This window comes from Campylobacter sp. JMF_15 NE4, from assembly GCF_027737645.1.
Lineage (GTDB): Bacteria > Campylobacterota > Campylobacteria > Campylobacterales > Campylobacteraceae > Campylobacter_B.
In genome coordinates this window covers 126,383-145,013 of sequence record NZ_JAOVTY010000002.1, presented here as the reverse complement: position 1 = coordinate 145,013, position 18,631 = coordinate 126,383, and the positions used below count along the sequence as shown (strand labels likewise).

Genomic DNA, 18,631 nt, shown 5'->3' with positions numbered 1-18,631 from the left:
AGTCCGATTTTCAACCAAATTTATTTAAAGGAGAATTTATGGGAAAATATATCGAACTTACATCTGCAAATTTCAAAGATGTAGTAGGCGAGGGCGTTGCGTTAGTTGATTTCTGGGCTCCATGGTGCGGACCATGCCGTATGATTGCCCCTGTCATCGACGAGCTAGCAAACGAGTTTGAGGGCAAAGCTAAAATTTGCAAGGTAAATACCGATGAAGCGCAAGATTTGGCGGTAGAATTTGGCGTTCGCTCGATCCCAACTATGCTATTTTTCAAAAACGGCGAAGTTGCAGCTCAACTAATCGGCGCGCAATCAAAACAAGTAATCACTGATAAAATCAACTCATTACTTTAAAATTTAAGGGCGAAAGCCCTTTTTATTTTTCACTGAAATTTAGCCCTAAATTTGATTAAAAAATAAAACAAAGGAGAAAAAATGTTAGATTTAGCAATCATCGGTGGCGGTCCAGCTGGGCTAAGTGCGGGACTTTACGCCACAAGGGGCGGACTTAAAAATGTCGTAATGTATGAAATGGGTATGCCAGGAGGCCAAATCACAAGTAGCTCCGAAATGGAAAATTACCCTGGTGTAGCGACCGTGATGGACGGCATGAGTTTCATGGCGCCATGGCAGGAGCAGTGCTTTCGCTTCGGGCTCAAACACGAAATGATAAGCGTCGAGCGTATCAAAAAGGACGAAGACGGCGCATTTAGTATATTTTTAGAGGGTGGTAAAACCGCTCGTGCCAAGGCTGTAATCGTAGCCACAGGCTCGAAACCTCGCAGAGCAGGGGTCAAGGGCGAGGACGAGTTTTTCGGACGCGGGGTCAGCACATGCGCTACTTGCGACGGATTTTTTTATAAAAACAAAGAAGTAGCCGTCCTTGGCGGTGGAAATACTGCGCTCGAAGAGGCGCTGTATCTAGCAAATATCTGCTCGAAAGTCTATCTAATCCACAGAAGAGACGGCTTCCGCGCTGCTCCGACGACGGTCGAAAAGGTCAAAAATAACGAGAAAATCGAGCTTATCACAAATGCTATTGTCGATGAGATTAAAGGCGATAATAGCGGAGTAACGGGCATCGTCGTTAGCGATAAAAACACAGGCGCAAAAAGAGAATTGAGCCTGCCTGGGATTTTTACCTTCGTGGGGCTTGATGTGCGAAACAGCGCGTTAAGGGACGAAAACGGGGATTTTATCTGCAATATGAACGACGAGGGCAAGGTCGTGGTAAATCTAAAAATGCAAACAAGCCTGCCTGGTCTTTTTGCGGCAGGTGATTTGCGCATAGATGCGCCAAAACAGGTCGTTTGCGCAGCCGCAGACGGCGCGACAGCCGCCCTTGGCGTGATTTCATATCTAGAACACTCAAATTAATCAAATTCTAAATTCTTAAATCCTAAACCCCAGCCACGCTTTGTGGTTGGGGTTTATGTAAATTTAAAATTTTTCAAAAATACTAAGTTTAAATTTTAAATTCGTATAAAATTTGCAGAATTGTGAATTTTAGAAAATTTTGCGCTAAGAATTTGAAATTTTGAAATTTAAACTTTGGCGAGAGAGTGAGGGAATCGAACCCCCCAGAAAGCGGTCAACCGCCCTCTTATCGGATTTGAAGTCCGCAGACGCCACCAGGTCATCATCCTCTCCAAAACTCGCCATTATAGCAGGCTAAATTTGATTTTAGATTAAATTTTTAATCTAGCTTTGCTCATTAAGAGTGAAGGCAGGATTATGAGCGCGCCAAGCAACAAAAGTGCCATTACAAGGCAGATTAAAAGCCCAAAATAAATCGTCGGCCAAAAATTGCTTATCATCATAACGCTAAATCCCAGAATTATCGCAAACGAAGTATAATACATCGCATACCCGATACTAGCGTGGCTTGCGCGGATTGCCTCTGCGCTATCTTGCGTGCGCGCGAACTCGCGTCGGAAGCGAAATAGATAGTGTATGACATCATCTACGCCGATACCGATACTAATCGCGGCAATCGTAATACTCATAATATCTAGCGGAATGCCCAAAATCCCCATTATCCCAAAGCATACGCAAAGCGGGATTAGATTTACCACAATCGCGATAAATGCGTAGCTTAGTGAGCGGAAAATCAAGCAAAACAGCACAAACAAAACCCCGACCGTAATGCCAAGCGTGCCGATTTGCGAGCTCATTAGGGTTTGGAGCATGTTGTTATAAAGCACCATTATACCGCTTACCTGCGCGCTTACGCCGTCATTTGCGAGCAATTTATCTAAATCATTTTGCAAATTTTGCAAAAATTCATTTCTGCGCAAATTTGGATCGCTATCAATCGTGCGAACGCTAAAATGCGCCTCATTTTCTTCTATGCTAACATAGGGCGAAAGCACCATTTCTCGGTAGTTTTCAGGCAGTTCGGAGTAAATCAGGGCTAGCATTAAATCATCTAGCTCCTCGCCAGAGTTTATCTCGCGCCCGACCTGCAAAAGCGAGCTAAGAGAGCTTACTTGCCCGATAAATTTGTGATCGCTAATGTTTTGGTCTTTTAAAAATGCGTGAGTTTTGTTGATAATTCGCATTTTTTGGGAGCTAAACCAGTATTTTGGGTCGTTTTCGTTCGCGGCGTATTCTGCCTCGAATTCGTCCATTTCCTCGCTTGGTGCGCTCTGCAATTTTGGGAATTTTATTACGATATCAAGTGGAATCGTGCCGCCAAGCTTGGTGTCGATGACCTCCATACCGGCATAAATCGGGGTATTTTCCTTAAAATATCCGATGAAGCTGTTTTCCACACGCAATTTGCTAATCCCAAAAATCCCAGCCAAAACAGCTAGCGCGCAAACTGCGTAAATTTTGCCTCTGTGATTTAGGGCTAAATTCGCACAAAAATGGGTGAAGCGAAACTGCTTCTCAAAACTGCGATTATTGTGCGTGCGCCTAGATATGCTCATCACCGCGCCAAAGAGGCAAAACACCACGACTAGCGAGCACGCAATTCCCACGCTCATCATAATTCCTAGCGAAATTACAGGCTTAATATCGCAAAAGATTAGCGACATAAATCCCACAATCGTAGTAAAAATCGCAAAAAAGCATGGCCTAGCCCGCTCGCGCAAGACCGCATATACTAGCTGGCGTTGCGAAAAGCTAGGAAATCTGGCGCTGTATTCGCGGTAAGCTACGATTAGGTGGATACATACTGAAACCGTGATGATTAGCACAAGGGCGATGAAATTTGAGCTAATTACGGTGATTTCAAAGCCCAAAAGCCCGAAAAGTCCGCTACTAATCGCCACTGAATAAAGGCAAATTATAAGCGGAAGCACGATGAATTTCGCCTGCCTAAAAAACAGCCAAAAGCACGCTAGCAAGAGCACCAGCGCGCCCACACCATAAGTGCTAAGGTCATTTCTGACATAGCTTATCATATCATCGGCTATCATATTTATACCGCCCAAAAACAGCCGCTCGCTAGGGTGCGCGCTAGAAAATTCGGCGATTATGGCTCGAAGGTTTTGTAAATTTTCGTGGTCTTTGATACGAAGTTCATCTCTGTAAGCTTTGAAATTTTGCTCGGCAAGTTTTAAATTTTGCTTTAAATTTGAAATTTCGGAATTCGCCAAATTTGATTTTTTTGCCAAATTTAGGGCGTTTTTCGCACTATCTCGCGCACGAAGTAGCTCTTCATATTTTTTCTCTGGTTTTAAATTTATCAAAATTCCAGTCGTGCCAAAATCCGCGCTGACTAAATTTGAAGCGTAAAATGGGCTGGTTAGTAGCTCACGCTTAGCAGCGGCTAGGTCGATATCTGCGTCTTTTAGCGTGGGGATATGCTTTAAAAGCTCGCTTAAATCGCCCTTTTTGTTTAATAAAAGTGGCACATTTCCCAAATCCACCACGCTATCAACGAAATCTAGCGCGCTAAATTTGGCGTTAAGTTCTGCTATATTTTCAAGTGTTTGTTTGCTTAGCAAGTCTTGCGAGGGCGTGTATGCCACGACGAAAAAATTCGGCGTAGCATACCTTGCGCTAACTTCGCGCCAAATCTCTAAATCCTTGTCGTTTTCTAAAAGCAGGGTTTGGCTAGAAGCGTCGATTTGTAGGTGAGTGCAAAAATAACCAAAAAAGAGCGCAAGAGCGCTAAATATAGCTAAAACGCTCTTTGGAAATTTGACAATTAAGCGAAAAATGCGTTTCAAGCGTTATTTGCCACTTTCGATTACGGTCGCATTAAGGCGTTTTAATAACTCGTCAAAGCCTAAATTTTGCGCGACATCGCCAAATTGTGAGCGGTAGGTTTGGATTAGGCTAACGCCCACGATATCGACATCGTAAATGCGCCAATCGCTCCCGGTTGGGAAAAATTTAAAATCTATTGCGTAGTTTTTATCCTCGCCGATGATTTGTGTTTTTAGCACCCGTCTTTTTTCGCTTGGAGCTTCTTTGCTTAAAATTTTCATATCTTGGTCGGTATAAAGCGAGAGTTTATCGATAAATGAGCGTTTCAAATGCGCCTCGTAAGCTTTGTTAAACTCGGCAATTTGGGCGTCTGAAAGGTTCGCATAATGCTTGGCAAGGGATAGTTTTGCCATTTGTTTATAGTCGAAATACTCATCAAATAGAGCGAAAATTTTGGCTGGTTTAGCGTCCTTTGCGAGCGCGCCGTCCCTCATAATCGAAACTGCTGTGGCGACCTTTTGGCTCATTACTGGCTCGATATCAGCGTCGCTAATAGCGTGTGAAAAACTAAAAAGCAAAAACGCCAAAGTTAAAATTTTAAAAAATTTCATTTTTATTCCTTTATTTTTTGTTCTCTGCTTTGCTTATAAGCATCGCGTAAAAATGGGTATAAATCCACAGCCCCGCTTGTCATTTTCTCGTAAAATTCAGGATCGCGAGAGTAATCGTTAAAAATCCTAAACGCATTTACCGACATACTCACGGTGCTATCGTCGATATAATTTACCGGATTGGTGAAAAAATCGCCCACAAGCCCGAAAGTATCGCGTAGGTTGCTAGACCCTAGTATCGGCCAGACGATATGCGGTCCTGCTGGCACGCCCCAGTATCCTAGCGTCTGCCCGAAATCCTCATCGTGGCGCGGTATGTTAAAATGCAAAGTCGCTGCGTCGCTAAGCCCACCAAAACCGATTGTGGTGTTTATCAAAAATCTCTTTGTCTCGTCCCATGAGTTTTCGAATTTGCCCTGTAAAAGGTTGTTTGTCAGGCGCATTGGATACATTAGATTGTGGAAAAAGTTCGCAAACGCCCCTTGAATCGGATCTGGCATGACATAATCATAGCCTGTGGCCACAGGTGTCACCAAATAGCGGTAAAACACATCGTTAAAGCCTGTCATTACGCGGTTATAGCCACTTAGCGGATCGAAAACTTCCTTTTGACTATACTCGGCGTCAAACTCATCAATCTCAGCGCTAGTATCGGTAGCATACAGCGCACAGCTACACGCAACAGCGCATAAAAAAGCTCTATGAAATTTCAACCCTTATCCTTTTAAATTTAATCGAAAGGACGATTTTACAAAATTTAAGTAAATTTTTGTCTATGTGTGAAATTAAAATTAAAATAATGAAATAAAATCCCATAAAAAGGTATTTTTAAGCTTTTTAAATATATTATTTTATACAGATAAAATCACAAAAAGTAAATGAAATAAAAAGGAAAATTTATGAACGCTAAATTTGCGCTAGAACTTTATCTTAGCAAGGATACGACGCTGATTTCACGCCATATCGCCCTGCTAAAAGCTGTCGATGAGACTAAATCAATCACCAAAGCCGCCCAAAAAATCGGCATTAGCTACAAAAACTGCTGGGATAGCCTAAATTTGATAAACAACGCCAGCAAAAAGCCTCTGATTTCTCGTGCGCAAGGCTCGAAAAAAAATAGTGGCTCGGAGCTTACTGACTACGCTAAAAGCCTAATTCGCTCGTATGATATCATCAGTAGGGTCGGCGATAGCTTTTTGGAGCAAATTTTAAAGGCCGATGATATCAGCGATGAAAATTTAATCGGACTTGAAAGAATCGGCATAAAACTCTCAGCCAGAAATCAATTAAACGCCGCTATTAGCGAGATTAGCAGAGGCGCAGTCGATAGCATAATCACGCTCACGCTTTCAGGCGGCGAGAAGTTAGACGCGCAAATCACAATAGAAAGTGAAAAAAACCTAGAATTAAGGCCTGGCAAAGAGGTTTTGCTAATTTTCAAAGCCCCAAGTGTGAAAATTTTAAAAGGCGAAAATTTGGGCGAGTGTAACGGCGTGAAATGCAAAATCAGTGATGTCAAAATCGGCATTAAAAACGCTCAAATTTGCCTTGATACCGCAGGTCATCAAAACATAATCGCCGTAATCGCGCGCAAAAGCGCAAATGAGCTAAATTTGGGCGTGGGCGATGAGGTATGCGCTTGTATCGAGCCCGATGATATCATTATCGGCGTGTGATTTGAGCGATAAATTTTAAAATTTAAAATCCATTTTTTTTAAGGAGAATTTATGAAACACAAATTTTTACTTTGCGCTCTTGCGTTATGCGGTGCGTTAAATGCGGGCGAGGTATCTATCGCAGCGGCTGCGAATACGACTTACGCTTTTGACGAGATTAAGTCTGAGTTTGAAAAGCTAAACCCAGATACTAAGCTAAATGTGAGCCTTGGTGCAAGTGGTGCGTTTAATACGCAGATCAAAAACGGCGCGCCATTTGACATTTTTATGGCGGCTGATATGAAATTTGCCGATGATTTGTTTGAGGCTGGTTTTGCTACAGCAAAGGCGCAAACTTACGCCAAGGGTAAAGTAGCGATGTTTAGCGTGCGTGGCGTGGATCTAGGGAAAGGCCTTGACGCGCTAAAAGACGAAAAGGTAAAAACAATTTCTATCGCAAACCCAAAAACAGCCCCTTACGGCACAGCCAGCGTAAATGCTATGCAAAAAGCTGGGATTTTTGATAGCGTAAAAGGAAAAATCGTCGAGGCTAAATCAATCGGCGAAGCCCTAACTCAGGCGCTAAGTGCCGCTGATGTGGGATTTATCGCAGCTAGTGCGATGTATGCACCAAAAATGAAAGAGGGCGGTTGCGCAGGCGCGCCGTGCGAGGAGGGCAAACATTTCGTGCTGGTGCCTAGCTCGCTTTACGAGCCGATTGCACAAGGCATGGTAATACTCAAAAAAGCCGAAAATAACGCCGAAGCAAAGGCATTTTATGACTTTATTTTAAGCGATAAGGGCAAGGAAATTTTCGCCAAATACGGATATGAGTTTTGAGAGTTAGGGTAGAGCAAATTTTAGCGAGCGAGGGAATTTATAAAATTCTTTTCTCTCACAGGCTTTGTGGAGTTTTTTTAGAACTCCCAAAGCCCATTAGTGTGGGATCGGGCGTAGAAATTGGCTTTAAAGCGACGCAGGCAGTATTGGCGCGCAAAAAATGCGAAATTTCAGCAGAAAATGAAATTTGTGCCGAGATTTCAGATATTAAATTTGGCGAAATTTTATCAAATTTAAGTTTTTGTAAAAGCGGGCAAAATTTAGAATTTGACATTATCGCAACCACGCAGAGTGTGCGAAATTTAGGGCTTTGCGTGGGCGATGAAATTTACATTTACGCAAATGCAAGCGCGATTTTTATAGAGAAAATTTATGATTAAGATTGATTGTGAAAAACGGCTAAACGAAAATTTTAAAATCAGTGTGAATTTAGAGATAAAAAAGGGCGCCTTTGTCTGTCTGTATGGGGCTAGTGGATCTGGTAAAACCACGATTTTAAGGCTACTTGCTGGCTTTATGAAAATAGATAATGGGGCGATTACAAACGGCGAAATCACGCTAGATAATGGGCGAAAATTTATGCACGCTAAGCAGCGAAAAATCGGCTTTTTGTTCCAAGACTACGCGCTTTTTGAGAATATGAGCGTGATAGAAAATCTGCTTTTTGCCAAAAAAGATTTGCAAAAAGCAGGCGAAATGCTAAAATTTTTAGAGCTTGAAAAATACGCAAATTTCGCTATTTCGCAGCTCTCTGGCGGACAAAAACAGCGCGTGGCACTGGCTCGTGCGCTCATGCAAAGCCCAGAAATTTTGCTACTTGATGAGCCATTATCGGCGCTGGATTACAAAATCCGTGAAAAAATCCAAGACTATCTCAAAAAAATCCATGAGAAATTTCGCCCTACAATTATCCTTGTCAGCCATGATATCAGCGAGATTTACAGGCTGTGCGAGCGTGTGTATGAGCTAAAAAATGGAAGCCTTGTGCGCGAGGGCTCGCCAAGTGAAATTTTCTTGCAAACTAGCGGTTCGCAAAAATTTAGCTTTCGTGGCAAGGTGGTTGCTTTGCGCGAGGCAGGTGGCGTAAATATCGCTATAATCGCTGTTGGGGCGCAACTTTGCGAAGTGGTTTTAAGCGTGAGCGAGGCTAGGGATTTGCGCGTGGGCGATAGCGTGAGCGTGGGCGCAAAGGCCTTTAATATAAATTTGAAAAAAATCGAGGAAAACAGTGATTGAAGCTTTGCAAAATTTAGACCTTACGCCGTTTTTGATTTCGCTTAAACTCTCGGTGGTGACGACATTTACTCTGTTTTGGATTTGCCTGTTTTTGGCATATTTTATGGCGTATAGGGAGTTTCGCGCCAAAAGCGTGATTGAAAGCATCATTTCGCTTCCACTCGTGCTTCCCCCAAGCGTGCTGGGATTTTATCTGCTTGTGTTTTTATCGCCGTATTCGACGCTTGGCAAATTTTTCGATGAAAATTTTGGTGTGCGATTTGTCTTTAATTTCAGCGGTTTGGTGATTGCAAGCTGTATTTACTCTCTACCATTTATGTTTTCGCCCATGCTTAGCGGGTTTCGTTCGCTTCCAGCCTCGCTTCGCCACGCTTCGTGGTCGCTAGGTAAGGGGTTTTTTGCTACGCTTTTTAGGGTGCTACTACCAGCGATGAAACCGTCCTTGATAAGCGCTGTGGTGATATGCTTCGCGCACACTATGGGAGAGTTTGGCGTGGTGCTGATGATAGGAGGCTCTGTGAGCGAACAGACTAAGGTGGCTTCGATTGCGATTTATGAGGCGACTGAAATTTTAGATTTTACCAGCGCGCATTTATACTCGGCGATTATGCTGATTTTTAGCTTTTTGGTGCTTTTGGCTATGCATTTTTTGGGTGAAAGGTCAAATAAAATAAGACTTTAATTACTTTTTTGCTAAAATGGCGCGAAAAATTTAAATTTTTGGCATAAAAATGGAAGATAAAAGAGTAATAACCAAACGATTTTTTATAGCTTTGATTCTTGGAATTTTGGCTATTTTCGCGCTTGTTTTTTGCATTTTTGGCTTTGTGGGCTCAAATATCCAAGCCGAGCTTTCTACTAAATTAAGCGTAGCAAAAAACGCTGTGAAAGACCGCAACGCCGAGCTTTTTAGCGAACTTCAAATTTTATCTGAAAACCTCAAAACCTATCAAGGTTTAAAAACCGAAAACGAGTATGCAAGAAGAACCTTGTATTTCCGTCTCATCGAGCATACAGCCTTACAAAAGCAAAATTTCGACGCGATTTTTTATGTCAGGGCTGTGGGTAATCAAGACGAGGTTATAGCTTCGTATTTTAATGATTCGGCTATGTCAAATTTGGGCGAACTCAGGCTTGATAATTTTATCTCAAAAATCAAAGACAACCGCTATATATCGCGCTTCATGCAGATTAATGGCGCAAATAGATATTTTTTGATCCAAAGGGTCGAGGAAAATACATTTTTGATAGCCTTTGCAAACACAACCTCGCTAAATGACAAATTTACCGGCCTTGGCGAAATTTTGATTTTTAACAAAGATGGCGAAATTTTTAATATCACAAACGATATTTTCGTGCTTTATACAAATAGATTTGATTTTGAAGGCGAGAAAAAACTCAAAATTTTAAAAAGCCTTGGCGAGCGCAAATTTGTCTATTTTGAGAAATTTGACGATTCTAACAATTTCATAATGATAAGCAAAAATTTAAAAGAATATCTAAGCCTAAAAAACCTTTTGGTTTTGCTAGCGCTTGGGTTTTTGTTTTTGTATTTGCTAATCACTTTGACAAATTACAAATTTTTAAAACGCCGAATTTTCGATCCTTTGCACCTGCTTCACAGCTCGGTTTCAGGTGGCGTGTATAAATCCACAGCGACTAAAATCGAAACCATGGGCGCGCTAGATCAAATTTTAGAAATAGCGCAAAAACTCGATGAAAGTGTGCAGTATTCGGGTAGGGCTAGCAAGGTGGATTTCACATTTATCGACGCGCTGAAAAAAAGCTCGCTAATGATTTTTAGCGTCGAAAACACAAATGGTATGATAAACAACGCTAGCCTTAGAGCCAAGGAGCTTTACGGCGATGATATCGTGGGCAAAAATATCTTTACGCTAGAAGCGACTTCGCTGTATGAAAACGCCCGCCAAAGCCAAATTTCACTTTACACCAAAGAAAATTATGTTATCCACACGCACGATACCCCAAACGGCAAAAAGGATATGTATATCAAAAAGACCTTTGTGCGCAATGGCGAGGATATTTTGGTGCTTTATGTCTTGTTAGACGCTTCAAAATACCGCAAATTTTACACCGATACCAAAGAGAAGTATAAATATCTAAATGACGCCCCAATCGTAACCGTAGTCATCAAAGGTGGCGAAATAATTGATGTCAGCGCTAGTTCGCGTGAAATTTGGGGATATGAAAATACTCAAATTTTAGAGGGCAAAACATATTTTTGGAGCCTATTTCAAAAAAGCGACGCCGATTCTTTGCAAAACGAGCTAAGAAACCTTATGAGCGATACTAGGCAAAATAATGAAGTTACTAAGCGGGTTTATCCGATTTTGCATAGAAATTCGATTAGGGCGTTTTATGAGATTACGATTTGTCTGTATAAAAAAGAGCGCAAAGCCGTTATGTATTTTACCAACATACACGATAAGCTCATGGAAATCAACAAACTCAAATCAGATATGAAAAGCAACGAAGAGCTTTTAAAAACCAGATCGTATAGCCCATGCACGATTGATTTGCTAGCCAAAAAAATCATGCTTAGCAAAGAGTATATGGAGATTTTAGGTAGTAAGGAAGCCAGCGTCGATACAGAGATGAGTATAGGCGATTTCGTAGCGAAAATTTACTATGTGGATTTGAAGAAATTTAACGACGAACTCAACAAATGCAAGCTAGGCATAAGCGATGAGATTTCATGCGAAATCAGAATCAAGCTAAACGACGAACTAAGCGATAACGACGAGCTAAAATACGCGTGGATTAGCCTGCAAGGATATGCTAGCAAAAAAGAAAAAAGAAGTGGCGGTGCCGAAGAAATCGTCGCTACTATCGAGGATATCACTGCTAAAAAAGACATTGAAGCTGAGCTAAATCTAAATTCAAATGTATTTTTAAGGTCGTTAGAAGCGATTGTCATCACAGATGATATCGGTAGGATTATCCGCGCAAATAGGGCATTTTATACGATTATGCAATTTAGCGAAACCGATGTCGTGGGCGAGGTGCCAGAGTATTTCAGAGTAGATCACGACGGCGGTATAATGGGCGAAATCAAGGAAAAATTAGACAAAGAGAGCCTAAGCTATACAGATGAAATTTACTGCGTCAAGAAAAACGGCGATGATTTCCCTGCGCTGTTTTCGGCTATCGCGATAAAAGATGAATTTGGCGTGGTAAGCAACTATATTTTAATGTTTAACGAAATTTCTGAGATTAAGAAAAAAGAGAGCGAGCTTGTCAAAATCGCTCACCACGACGCGCTCACAGGCTTGCCAAATAGAATCTACATTATGAACGCAGCGGGCGAGTATCTAAGCGCGGCAAAGGAACAAAACAAGCTTGCGGCTGTGCTATTTATAGATTTTGACGGATTTAAGGCGATTAATGATAATTTCGGCCACGATGTGGGGGATTTGTTTTTGCAAGAGGTCAGCAAGACTATGAATAACCTACTTCGCAAGGGCGATATTTTAGCCAGACTTGGCGGAGATGAATTTGGCGCGATTATCGGGGATTTGAAAGACGAAAAAGCAGCGCACGCGCTATTAGAGCGACTTTTAGGAATTGCGAATAAAAAATTTAATCTCGATGGCAACGAGGTAAGCGCGAGCGTGAGCGTGGGTGCGGCGTTTTACGACGGAAGCGAAGAAATCGATTTCAACGAGCTTTTAAGCAGGGCAGATCGGGCGATGTACCGCGCTAAAACGAGCGGAAAAAATAGATATTGTATCTTTGATAAAGAGAATTTTGACGATTTGCAAATCAGCGAAGAAAGGCTGAAAAAATCTATCGAAAACAACGAATTTTTCATGCTTTATCAGCCTATCATTGACGATAAAGACAAAATTTACGGCTACGAACTTTTGCTAAGATGGCGACGCGAAAATTTGGGCGTTTTGTTGCCTAGCGACTTTTTATTTGATATCAGAGAGCCGAAACTCGAAATTTTAATCTCTAAATTTTCATTTACGCAAATGTTGAAATTTAACAAAGAGACAAATTCTCTCTGCTCGATAAATATAAGCCTAGAAGTGCTAAAAAGCGATGAATTTTACCATTTCGCTTCGCGCGCGATAGAAAAATACGCGCCAAAGACTGAGCTATTTATGTTTGAAATCACCGATTTTAACGACAGAACCGCGGCTGATTTTAAACTCATTAGACAAAGATACGCTGATTTTGGCATTAAATTTGCTCTAAATAATGCAAATCACCAAAATTCAAAATACCTAAAAGGTATGCCTTTTGATATCATTAAAATCGATATGAGGCTCTGCCTAGATGTCGCTAAAAAGCGCGAAGGTATAAAAAATCTGCTAGATTTGGTGAAATACTTGCGCGGCGAATTGAAATTTGAAAAACTAGGCGCGCAGGGTATCGAAAATGCGCTCTCACGCCGTTTGCTTAAAAATTTCAAATTTAATTTTATGCAAGGAAATTTCCTCGGAAAAGCCGTCGATAGGAAGGAAATCACCGCTATCATCGCCAAGCTAAAAGAGGCCAAGGGCGCTAAGCCAATCACAAAAGATGAGTTTGAAAACTTTTTGATTGCTCTGGATTACAAAAATATCGCGCTTGAATTTTTAGAAAACGCAGAACACGGCGATATCACCGATCTTCGCTTTGAGGTTTTCCAAGAAGAAATCAAAGAGATTAAAACCAGAATCGAAAAATCCACAAGCCATAAATTTATGCTAAATACAGAAATTAATAAGCAAATTTTGGATATTCTTGCGCTTGAATTTGAAGATTTACAAAGCTTCATTACAAAATACAAAGCGCGAGTAGATAAGTTTATACTAAATTTGGAGGAATCATGATAAATAGCGTCAGTGCGGACTTTGATCACGAAATACCAAATGGTTCGCGCCTATATTTTGGCACAAGTGCAAAACTAAAAAGAGAACTCGAAAATAAAGCTAGCAAAATTTTAGAAAATCACGGATTTAGCGAAATTCTCACGCCGTATTTTTCGTATCATCAGCATTTAAGCGTGGCTGGGGCAAAGCTTTTGAAATTTTCCGATCCTAGCAACCACGAAATCGCACTTCGTGCCGATAGCACGGTCGATGTCGTGCGAATCGTGCGCCGAAGACTAAAAGATGAAAGCCTAAAAAGACTTTTTTATATCCAGCCTACATTTAAATACCCTAGCGAGGAATTTTACCAAATCGGCGCAGAGTTAATCGACGAGAGCAACCTAGCCTTGGCGATAAAAATCGCAATACAAATTTTTAGAGAATTTAGCTTAGAGCCTGTTTTGCAACTAAGCAATATCGAAATTCCAAAGCGAATTTGCGAAATACTAAATTTGCCAATTAGTGTTTTTGAAAAGGGCGAGATCGAGACGATTTTGGCTCAAAACTGCGACTGGCTAGGCAAAACAGCGCGCGCGACAAATTTGGGTGATGTGGAGAATTTGCGAAAAATCGTGCCAGAGGAGATCAAGCCTTGTTTAGATGAAATTTTAAATTTAGGCGTAGAGTATAAAAATATCAGAGTTTCGCTTTTGTATTATTCAAAAATGCGCTATTACAAGGCGTTATTTTTTAGATTTTTAGACGAAAATAGCGTGCTTTGCAATGGCGGAAATTATGAGATTGACGGATTGAAGTCGAGTGGTTTTGCACTTTTGGTTGATGCATTGATAGAAAAATTAATGATAAAGGATTAAACATGAGTAAGGTTGATGTAATCGTAGGCGCTCAATGGGGCGATGAGGGAAAAGGTAAAATCGTAGATATGATTAGTGCTAATTACGATTTTGTATGCAGAAGTTGCGGCGGACACAACGCTGGTCATACAATCATCGTAAATGGCGAAAAATACGCACTTCACCTAGTCCCAAGCGGTGTTTTGCACAAAAATATCATAAATATCATCGGAAATGGCGTGGTCATTAACCCTGATGTTTTAATCACTGAAATGGCGCAATTTGGGGATTTGAAGGGTAGATTTTTTATCAGCGAAAAGGCGTTTTTAAATTTAGAGTATCACTCGCTAATCGACCAAGCTAAGGAAAAATTAAAAGGCGATAAGGCTATTGGCACCACAGGCAAGGGTATCGGACCTGCGTATGCGGATAAAATTTCACGCACAGGACACCGCATAATCGAGCTTTTAGAGCCAGAGAAATTAACTGAGGCTTTGGTTAGGGATTTTGCGAGCAGGGCGCAACTTTTTGAGAGCTTAAATATCAAAATTCCTGATAAAATGGAAATTTACGAGGAAATCAAACGCTACAAATCTGTGCTAGAACCATATATCGCAAACACAACTAATATGATTTGGAAGGCGCTTGATTATGACAAAAAAGTCCTAGTTGAAGGGGCGCAAGGAAGCTTGCTAGATATCGATCACGGCACATATCCGTATGTAACTAGTTCTTCGACTATCGCAGCTGGGGCTTGCACGGGTCTTGGCTTAGCGCCAAAAGATGTTGGCGAGGTCATTGGAATCGTTAAAGCCTATACTACGCGCGTAGGAAATGGCGCTTTCCCAACAGAGGCCAAAGATGAGTATGGCGATAGGCTTTGTGAAATCGGACATGAGTTTGGCACTACGACAGGTAGAAGACGCAGATGTGGGTGGTTTGACGGCGTAGCAGCGAAATACACATCTAGAATCAACGGAATTGATAAATTTGCCCTTATGAAACTCGATGTTTTAGACGGATTTGAGAGTATTAAAATTTGCAAAGCATACAAGATAAATGGCGAAGTGATTGATTATTTCCCAATCGAGCTTGGCGTGGTAGAGCCTGTATATGAGGAAATGCCGGGCTGGGATAGCGTAAAAGGAATCAAAAAATTCGAAGATTTGCCACAAAATGCGCAAAATTATATTAGAAAAATCGAGGAACTAACAGGCACAAAGGTAGGATTTATCTCTACTAGCCCTGAGCGAACAGATACAATTATATTATAAGAAAGGCGGATAATGCGAATACAACTAGCACATGTTCCATACATAGCGCAAAAAATTGCGATAGATATATTAAATTCTGGCATGGTTACACTTAGCTCTGGCGTCGAGCCCATAGCCAAGGTAGCCTCAGAAATCATCAAAACTGATTTGCAAAAAGAAAAAGCCATAGACGAGCGCGCAAATGAGCTAATGGACGAGAGAATTGATGAATTTGACGAAATGAATGTAAATAAAAAAGATATGTTTTGGCTCATCAAGCGCAAACTTGCCGCACAAGAGAATTTCGAGCTGATTTTCGAGGATAGATACTCAAATATCTCGCATGAAATTTTAGAGACGATTTGGAAGAAAAATTTAGTTGATTACCAAGTGAGCGAAAACCGCATCAAAACTATCATTTACAACTCAATCGAGGGGTATTTGAAAATTTACAAAAAAATCGAAGAAGATGTCTATGAACTCATGCAAGGACATGGCAAAAAGCTAATCCCAGGCACCGAGGAATACGAGCTTGTGTTTGCGCAAACTTACGAAAAAGAGCTTAAAAAAAGAGGTATGCTGTGAAAGCGTATGTTTATTTAGAAAACGGCGTGTTTTTGGAGGCAAAGGCGTTTGGCAAGGGTGGAAGTGCCTTTGGCGAGCTTGTATTTAACACCTCTATTACAGGATATGAAGAAATCATCTCAGATCCTAGCTATGCTGGGCAGTTTATAGTATTCACTATGCCAGAAATCGGCATTGTAGGCACGAACGGCGACGATGAGGAGAGTGGCAAAATCCACGCTAGTGGAATTTTTATCCGCGAGTTTAACAACACTCCCTCAAATTTCAGATCCGAGCAAAATTTGGAAGAGTATTTCATCAAAAACGGCAAATTTGGCGTGTATGATATAGATACGAGGTATCTTACAAAAATGCTCCGCGATGAGGGAAATTTGCGGGTTTTTGTCTCGACTGAAATCAGCGACAAGGAAACCTTGAAAAAAGCTCTTCAAGACTCAGCTAGGATTGAAGAGGTCAATTATGTCAGCATTGTAAGCACCAAAACCCCATATATCCACGAAAAAGGTCATTGGGACGCAGTCAAGGGCGCTTATAGCACGCCGAAAAAAAATGGCAAAAAAATCGCTGTAATGGATTATGGTGTGAAGCGAAATATCCTAAATGAGCTTTGCGATTTGGGCCTTAGCGTGGAGGTTTTCCCGTATAATACTAAGGCAAAAACGCTGATTGATAAATTTAACTCTGGCGAAATTCACGGCGTATTTTTATCAAACGGCCCTGGCGAGCCAAAAATGCTAAAAGACGAAATCGCGCAAATCAAAGAGATAATCGAGGCTAGAATTCCGATTTTTGGCATTTGCCTTGGTCATCAGCTTCTTTCAAACGCTATGGGTTATGAGACATACAAACTCAAATTTGGCCAACACGGCGCAAATCACCCTGTGCAAAATCTCCATAGTAAATCTATCGAAATCACAGCGCAAAACCACAACTACAATGTGCCAGAATCCATAGCTGAGATTTGCGATATTACGCACAGAAATCTATTTGACGGCACAATCGAGGGTGTGAGATATAAAAACTACCCTGTTTTTTCGGTTCAGCACCACCCAGAAGCGAGCGCTGGACCAAACGAAAGCAAATACATTTTCAAAGAATTTTTAGAAATTTTATGATTAGTTTTTTTGCTATCATACCCGCCACGCTAATGCTGAGCTTGACGCACTGCATTGGCATGTGCGGGGGCTTTGTGATAGCTTATAATGCAAAACTAGCTAGCCTTAGCCCTGCTAGGGCGTTTTTTTTCTCGCTTGTTTATCAAATTTGTAGAATTTGCGCTTATATCATGCTTGGTGCGCTTGGCGGGGCGTTTGGCTCGGTCATAGTTTTTAGCGATAAAACAGCTGGTTTTATGCAGTTTTGCGTGGGAATTTTGCTAATTATTTTTGGGATTGCCCTACTAAAACGGGGCGCACTTTTAAAATTTATCGAAAATCAAAAAATTTATAATCTTTTTTTAGCCAAACCTATGAAATTCGCCCTTGGTAGGGAGGATATTTTGGGGTTTTGTCTGCTTGGGTTTTTAAACGGACTTTTGCCGTGCGGGTTAGTATATACCTACCTAGCCATGGCGATAATGAGCCACGATGCCCTCCAAGGCGCGCTTGTAATGGCGGTTTTTGGGCTGACAACCTTGCCTGCGCTATTAGCTTTTGGTGGCGTGGCGAATTTCATCAGCGCAAAATTCTCGCGCGCTATGCTTTATATTTCTTCATTTATCATAATTATTTTTGGAATTTATTGGGCTTATTGCGGATTTATTCTCACAAGATAAATTTTTTAAGTCTTATGTAAGTTAAATTTTGAAAAAATGACGAATTACATTTTAAGGGGCGTTTTATGAGTGATATTTTAAAAAATTTAAGCATATTGTTGGTCGAAGATGAGAGTAAGATGAGAAACTCTCTAAGAAATACATTTGAAGGAATTTTTAAAAATGTCTATGAGGCCAAAGACGGCGTAGAGGGACTTAAAAAATTTAAAAAATACAATCCAAATTTGGTCGTTACAGATATTTTGATGCCTATCGAAGACGGGCTTGAAATGACACGCCAAATCAAACAAATCTCCCCAGATACCCCAGTTGTCGTGCTTAGCGGATTTAGCGAGAAGGCTCAGCTTCTAGGCGCAATCGAGGCTGGCGTAGCCAAATACTTCATAAAACCAGTTGATATGGAAGAATTTAAAGAAGCGATAAAAAGCCTAATGAGCGCAAAACTTAGCGTCAGCGGCGTGGTAGAAATTTCAGGTGGATATAGTTTTGATCCGCTAAAAAGGGTCTTAACTCACGGCGAAGAGGAAATTTCGCTTACGAAAAAAGAGCTAGCCTTTATTTCGCTTTTGGTCTCGCGAATCGATACTTTGGTCTTGCACGAAGAGATTAAACGATATGTCTGGGCGAACGACAACTCAGTCTCAGATGTGGCAATCAGAACTTTTATCAAACGAATTCGAGATAAAATCGGCGCAGATGTTATCAAAAATATCCCAAGTTTGGGCTATAAAATCGAATCTAAAAAAGAGTAAAATTTTCGTTGATAAAAATGTCACAAGTTTAAAACTTTTGCAAACAAAAAGTTAATAAAAAGTCAAATTTAAGCTTTTTAAAACTTAT

The 18,631-nt window shown here is 41.0% G+C and carries 16 protein-coding genes, 1 tRNA gene and 2 pseudogenes; 15 read left to right on the top strand and 4 right to left on the bottom strand.

Annotated features, from left to right (window positions below; genetic code table 11):
- The first annotated feature begins 38 nt into the window (after window positions 1–38).
- Both trxA and trxB read left to right on the top strand, forming a co-directional pair.
- Window positions 39–356, top strand: a complete 318-nt coding sequence (trxA, locus tag OFN98_RS05015; protein ID WP_270862210.1) for a thioredoxin — start codon at window positions 39–41, stop codon at window positions 354–356.
- A gap of 81 nt (window positions 357–437) precedes the next feature.
- The gene (trxB, locus tag OFN98_RS05010) at window positions 438–1,379 is read left to right on the top strand and encodes a thioredoxin-disulfide reductase (protein WP_270874267.1); all 942 of its coding nucleotides are present in this window, start codon (window positions 438–440) and stop codon (window positions 1,377–1,379) included.
- A 175-nt stretch (window positions 1,380–1,554) separates the two neighbouring features.
- Here the strand turns inward: trxB and OFN98_RS05005 are convergent.
- From OFN98_RS05005 to OFN98_RS04990, 4 genes are all read right to left on the bottom strand, one after another.
- Window positions 1,555–1,652 (bottom strand) — tRNA-Sec (locus OFN98_RS05005).
- A gap of 38 nt (window positions 1,653–1,690) precedes the next feature.
- Window positions 1,691–4,183 carry an efflux RND transporter permease subunit gene (locus OFN98_RS05000; protein WP_270874266.1) on the bottom strand — a complete coding sequence of 831 codons (2,493 nt, stop codon included), beginning with the start codon at window positions 4,181–4,183 and terminating at the stop codon, window positions 1,691–1,693.
- A 3-nt stretch (window positions 4,184–4,186) separates the two neighbouring features.
- Window positions 4,187–4,774 (bottom strand): Tgt2/MlaC family protein, encoded by a 588-nt coding sequence (locus tag OFN98_RS04995; protein WP_270872121.1) that lies wholly within the window; start codon window positions 4,772–4,774, stop codon window positions 4,187–4,189.
- 2 nt (window positions 4,775–4,776) lie between these two features.
- Window positions 4,777–5,487, bottom strand: coding sequence for an MlaA family lipoprotein (locus tag OFN98_RS04990; RefSeq protein WP_270874265.1), 711 nt, complete (start codon window positions 5,485–5,487; stop codon window positions 4,777–4,779).
- A gap of 186 nt (window positions 5,488–5,673) precedes the next feature.
- On the opposite strand from OFN98_RS04990, the gene OFN98_RS04985 reads away from it, so the two are divergent.
- From OFN98_RS04985 to OFN98_RS08015, 13 genes and pseudogenes are all read left to right on the top strand, one after another.
- Complete coding sequence (locus OFN98_RS04985) at window positions 5,674–6,450, top strand: TOBE domain-containing protein (RefSeq protein ID WP_270874264.1); 777 nt, start codon at window positions 5,674–5,676, stop codon at window positions 6,448–6,450.
- A 51-nt stretch (window positions 6,451–6,501) separates the two neighbouring features.
- A complete protein-coding gene (gene modA / locus OFN98_RS04980; RefSeq protein WP_270874263.1) occupies window positions 6,502–7,269 on the top strand; it encodes a molybdate ABC transporter substrate-binding protein in 768 nt (255 codons plus the stop codon).
- Window positions 7,266–7,649 carry a hypothetical protein gene (locus OFN98_RS04975; protein ID WP_270874262.1) on the top strand — a complete coding sequence of 128 codons (384 nt, stop codon included), beginning with the start codon at window positions 7,266–7,268 and terminating at the stop codon, window positions 7,647–7,649. The genes modA and OFN98_RS04975 overlap by 4 nt, the downstream gene beginning before the upstream one ends.
- Window positions 7,642–8,505, top strand: a complete 864-nt coding sequence (locus OFN98_RS04970) for an ABC transporter ATP-binding protein (protein WP_270874261.1) — start codon at window positions 7,642–7,644, stop codon at window positions 8,503–8,505. Before OFN98_RS04975 ends, OFN98_RS04970 begins: the two co-directional genes overlap by 8 nt.
- Window positions 8,501–9,187: a molybdate ABC transporter permease subunit gene (gene modB / locus OFN98_RS04965; RefSeq protein ID WP_442868116.1), complete on the top strand. Its 687-nt coding sequence runs from the start codon at window positions 8,501–8,503 to the stop codon at window positions 9,185–9,187. Before OFN98_RS04970 ends, modB begins: the two co-directional genes overlap by 5 nt.
- Before the next feature lie 49 nt (window positions 9,188–9,236).
- A complete protein-coding gene (locus OFN98_RS04960; RefSeq protein WP_270874259.1) occupies window positions 9,237–13,346 on the top strand; it encodes a sensor domain-containing diguanylate cyclase in 4,110 nt (1,369 codons plus the stop codon).
- Window positions 13,343–14,200 carry an ATP phosphoribosyltransferase regulatory subunit gene (locus OFN98_RS04955; protein ID WP_270862199.1) on the top strand — a complete coding sequence of 286 codons (858 nt, stop codon included), beginning with the start codon at window positions 13,343–13,345 and terminating at the stop codon, window positions 14,198–14,200. Before OFN98_RS04960 ends, OFN98_RS04955 begins: the two co-directional genes overlap by 4 nt.
- 2 nt (window positions 14,201–14,202) lie before the next feature.
- Window positions 14,203–15,453, top strand: coding sequence for an adenylosuccinate synthase (locus tag OFN98_RS04950; protein WP_270862198.1), 1,251 nt, complete (start codon window positions 14,203–14,205; stop codon window positions 15,451–15,453).
- A gap of 12 nt (window positions 15,454–15,465) precedes the next feature.
- Window positions 15,466–16,017: a DUF507 family protein gene (locus OFN98_RS04945; RefSeq protein WP_270858407.1), complete on the top strand. Its 552-nt coding sequence runs from the start codon at window positions 15,466–15,468 to the stop codon at window positions 16,015–16,017.
- Complete coding sequence (carA, locus tag OFN98_RS04940; protein ID WP_270874258.1) at window positions 16,014–17,132, top strand: glutamine-hydrolyzing carbamoyl-phosphate synthase small subunit; 1,119 nt, start codon at window positions 16,014–16,016, stop codon at window positions 17,130–17,132. Before OFN98_RS04945 ends, carA begins: the two co-directional genes overlap by 4 nt.
- Window positions 17,129–17,791, top strand: coding sequence for a sulfite exporter TauE/SafE family protein (locus OFN98_RS04935; RefSeq protein WP_270874257.1), 663 nt, complete (start codon window positions 17,129–17,131; stop codon window positions 17,789–17,791). The genes carA and OFN98_RS04935 overlap by 4 nt, the downstream gene beginning before the upstream one ends.
- Before the next feature lie 65 nt (window positions 17,792–17,856).
- Window positions 17,857–18,204 (top strand): annotated as a pseudogene (locus tag OFN98_RS08020) (response regulator transcription factor); the annotation flags it as partial.
- A 90-nt stretch (window positions 18,205–18,294) separates the two neighbouring features.
- Window positions 18,295–18,543, top strand: a pseudogene (locus tag OFN98_RS08015) (helix-turn-helix domain-containing protein); the annotation flags it as partial.
- Window positions 18,544–18,631 lie beyond the last annotated feature (88 nt).

Coding starts and splice junctions, on each gene's coding strand:
- OFN98_RS04985 (WP_270874264.1), top strand. CDS start 5,674: ATGAACGCTAAATTTGCGCTAGAACTTTATCTTAGCAAGGATACGACG.
- trxB (WP_270874267.1), top strand. CDS start 438: ATGTTAGATTTAGCAATCATCGGTGGCGGTCCAGCTGGGCTAAGTGCG.
- OFN98_RS04945 (WP_270858407.1), top strand. CDS start 15,466: ATGCGAATACAACTAGCACATGTTCCATACATAGCGCAAAAAATTGCG.
- OFN98_RS04950 (WP_270862198.1), top strand. CDS start 14,203: ATGAGTAAGGTTGATGTAATCGTAGGCGCTCAATGGGGCGATGAGGGA.
- OFN98_RS04955 (WP_270862199.1), top strand. CDS start 13,343: ATGATAAATAGCGTCAGTGCGGACTTTGATCACGAAATACCAAATGGT.
- OFN98_RS04995 (WP_270872121.1), bottom strand. CDS start 4,774: ATGAAATTTTTTAAAATTTTAACTTTGGCGTTTTTGCTTTTTAGTTTT.
- modA (WP_270874263.1), top strand. CDS start 6,502: ATGAAACACAAATTTTTACTTTGCGCTCTTGCGTTATGCGGTGCGTTA.
- trxA (WP_270862210.1), top strand. CDS start 39: ATGGGAAAATATATCGAACTTACATCTGCAAATTTCAAAGATGTAGTA.
- OFN98_RS04970 (WP_270874261.1), top strand. CDS start 7,642: ATGATTAAGATTGATTGTGAAAAACGGCTAAACGAAAATTTTAAAATC.
- OFN98_RS04960 (WP_270874259.1), top strand. CDS start 9,237: ATGGAAGATAAAAGAGTAATAACCAAACGATTTTTTATAGCTTTGATT.
- OFN98_RS04935 (WP_270874257.1), top strand. CDS start 17,129: ATGATTAGTTTTTTTGCTATCATACCCGCCACGCTAATGCTGAGCTTG.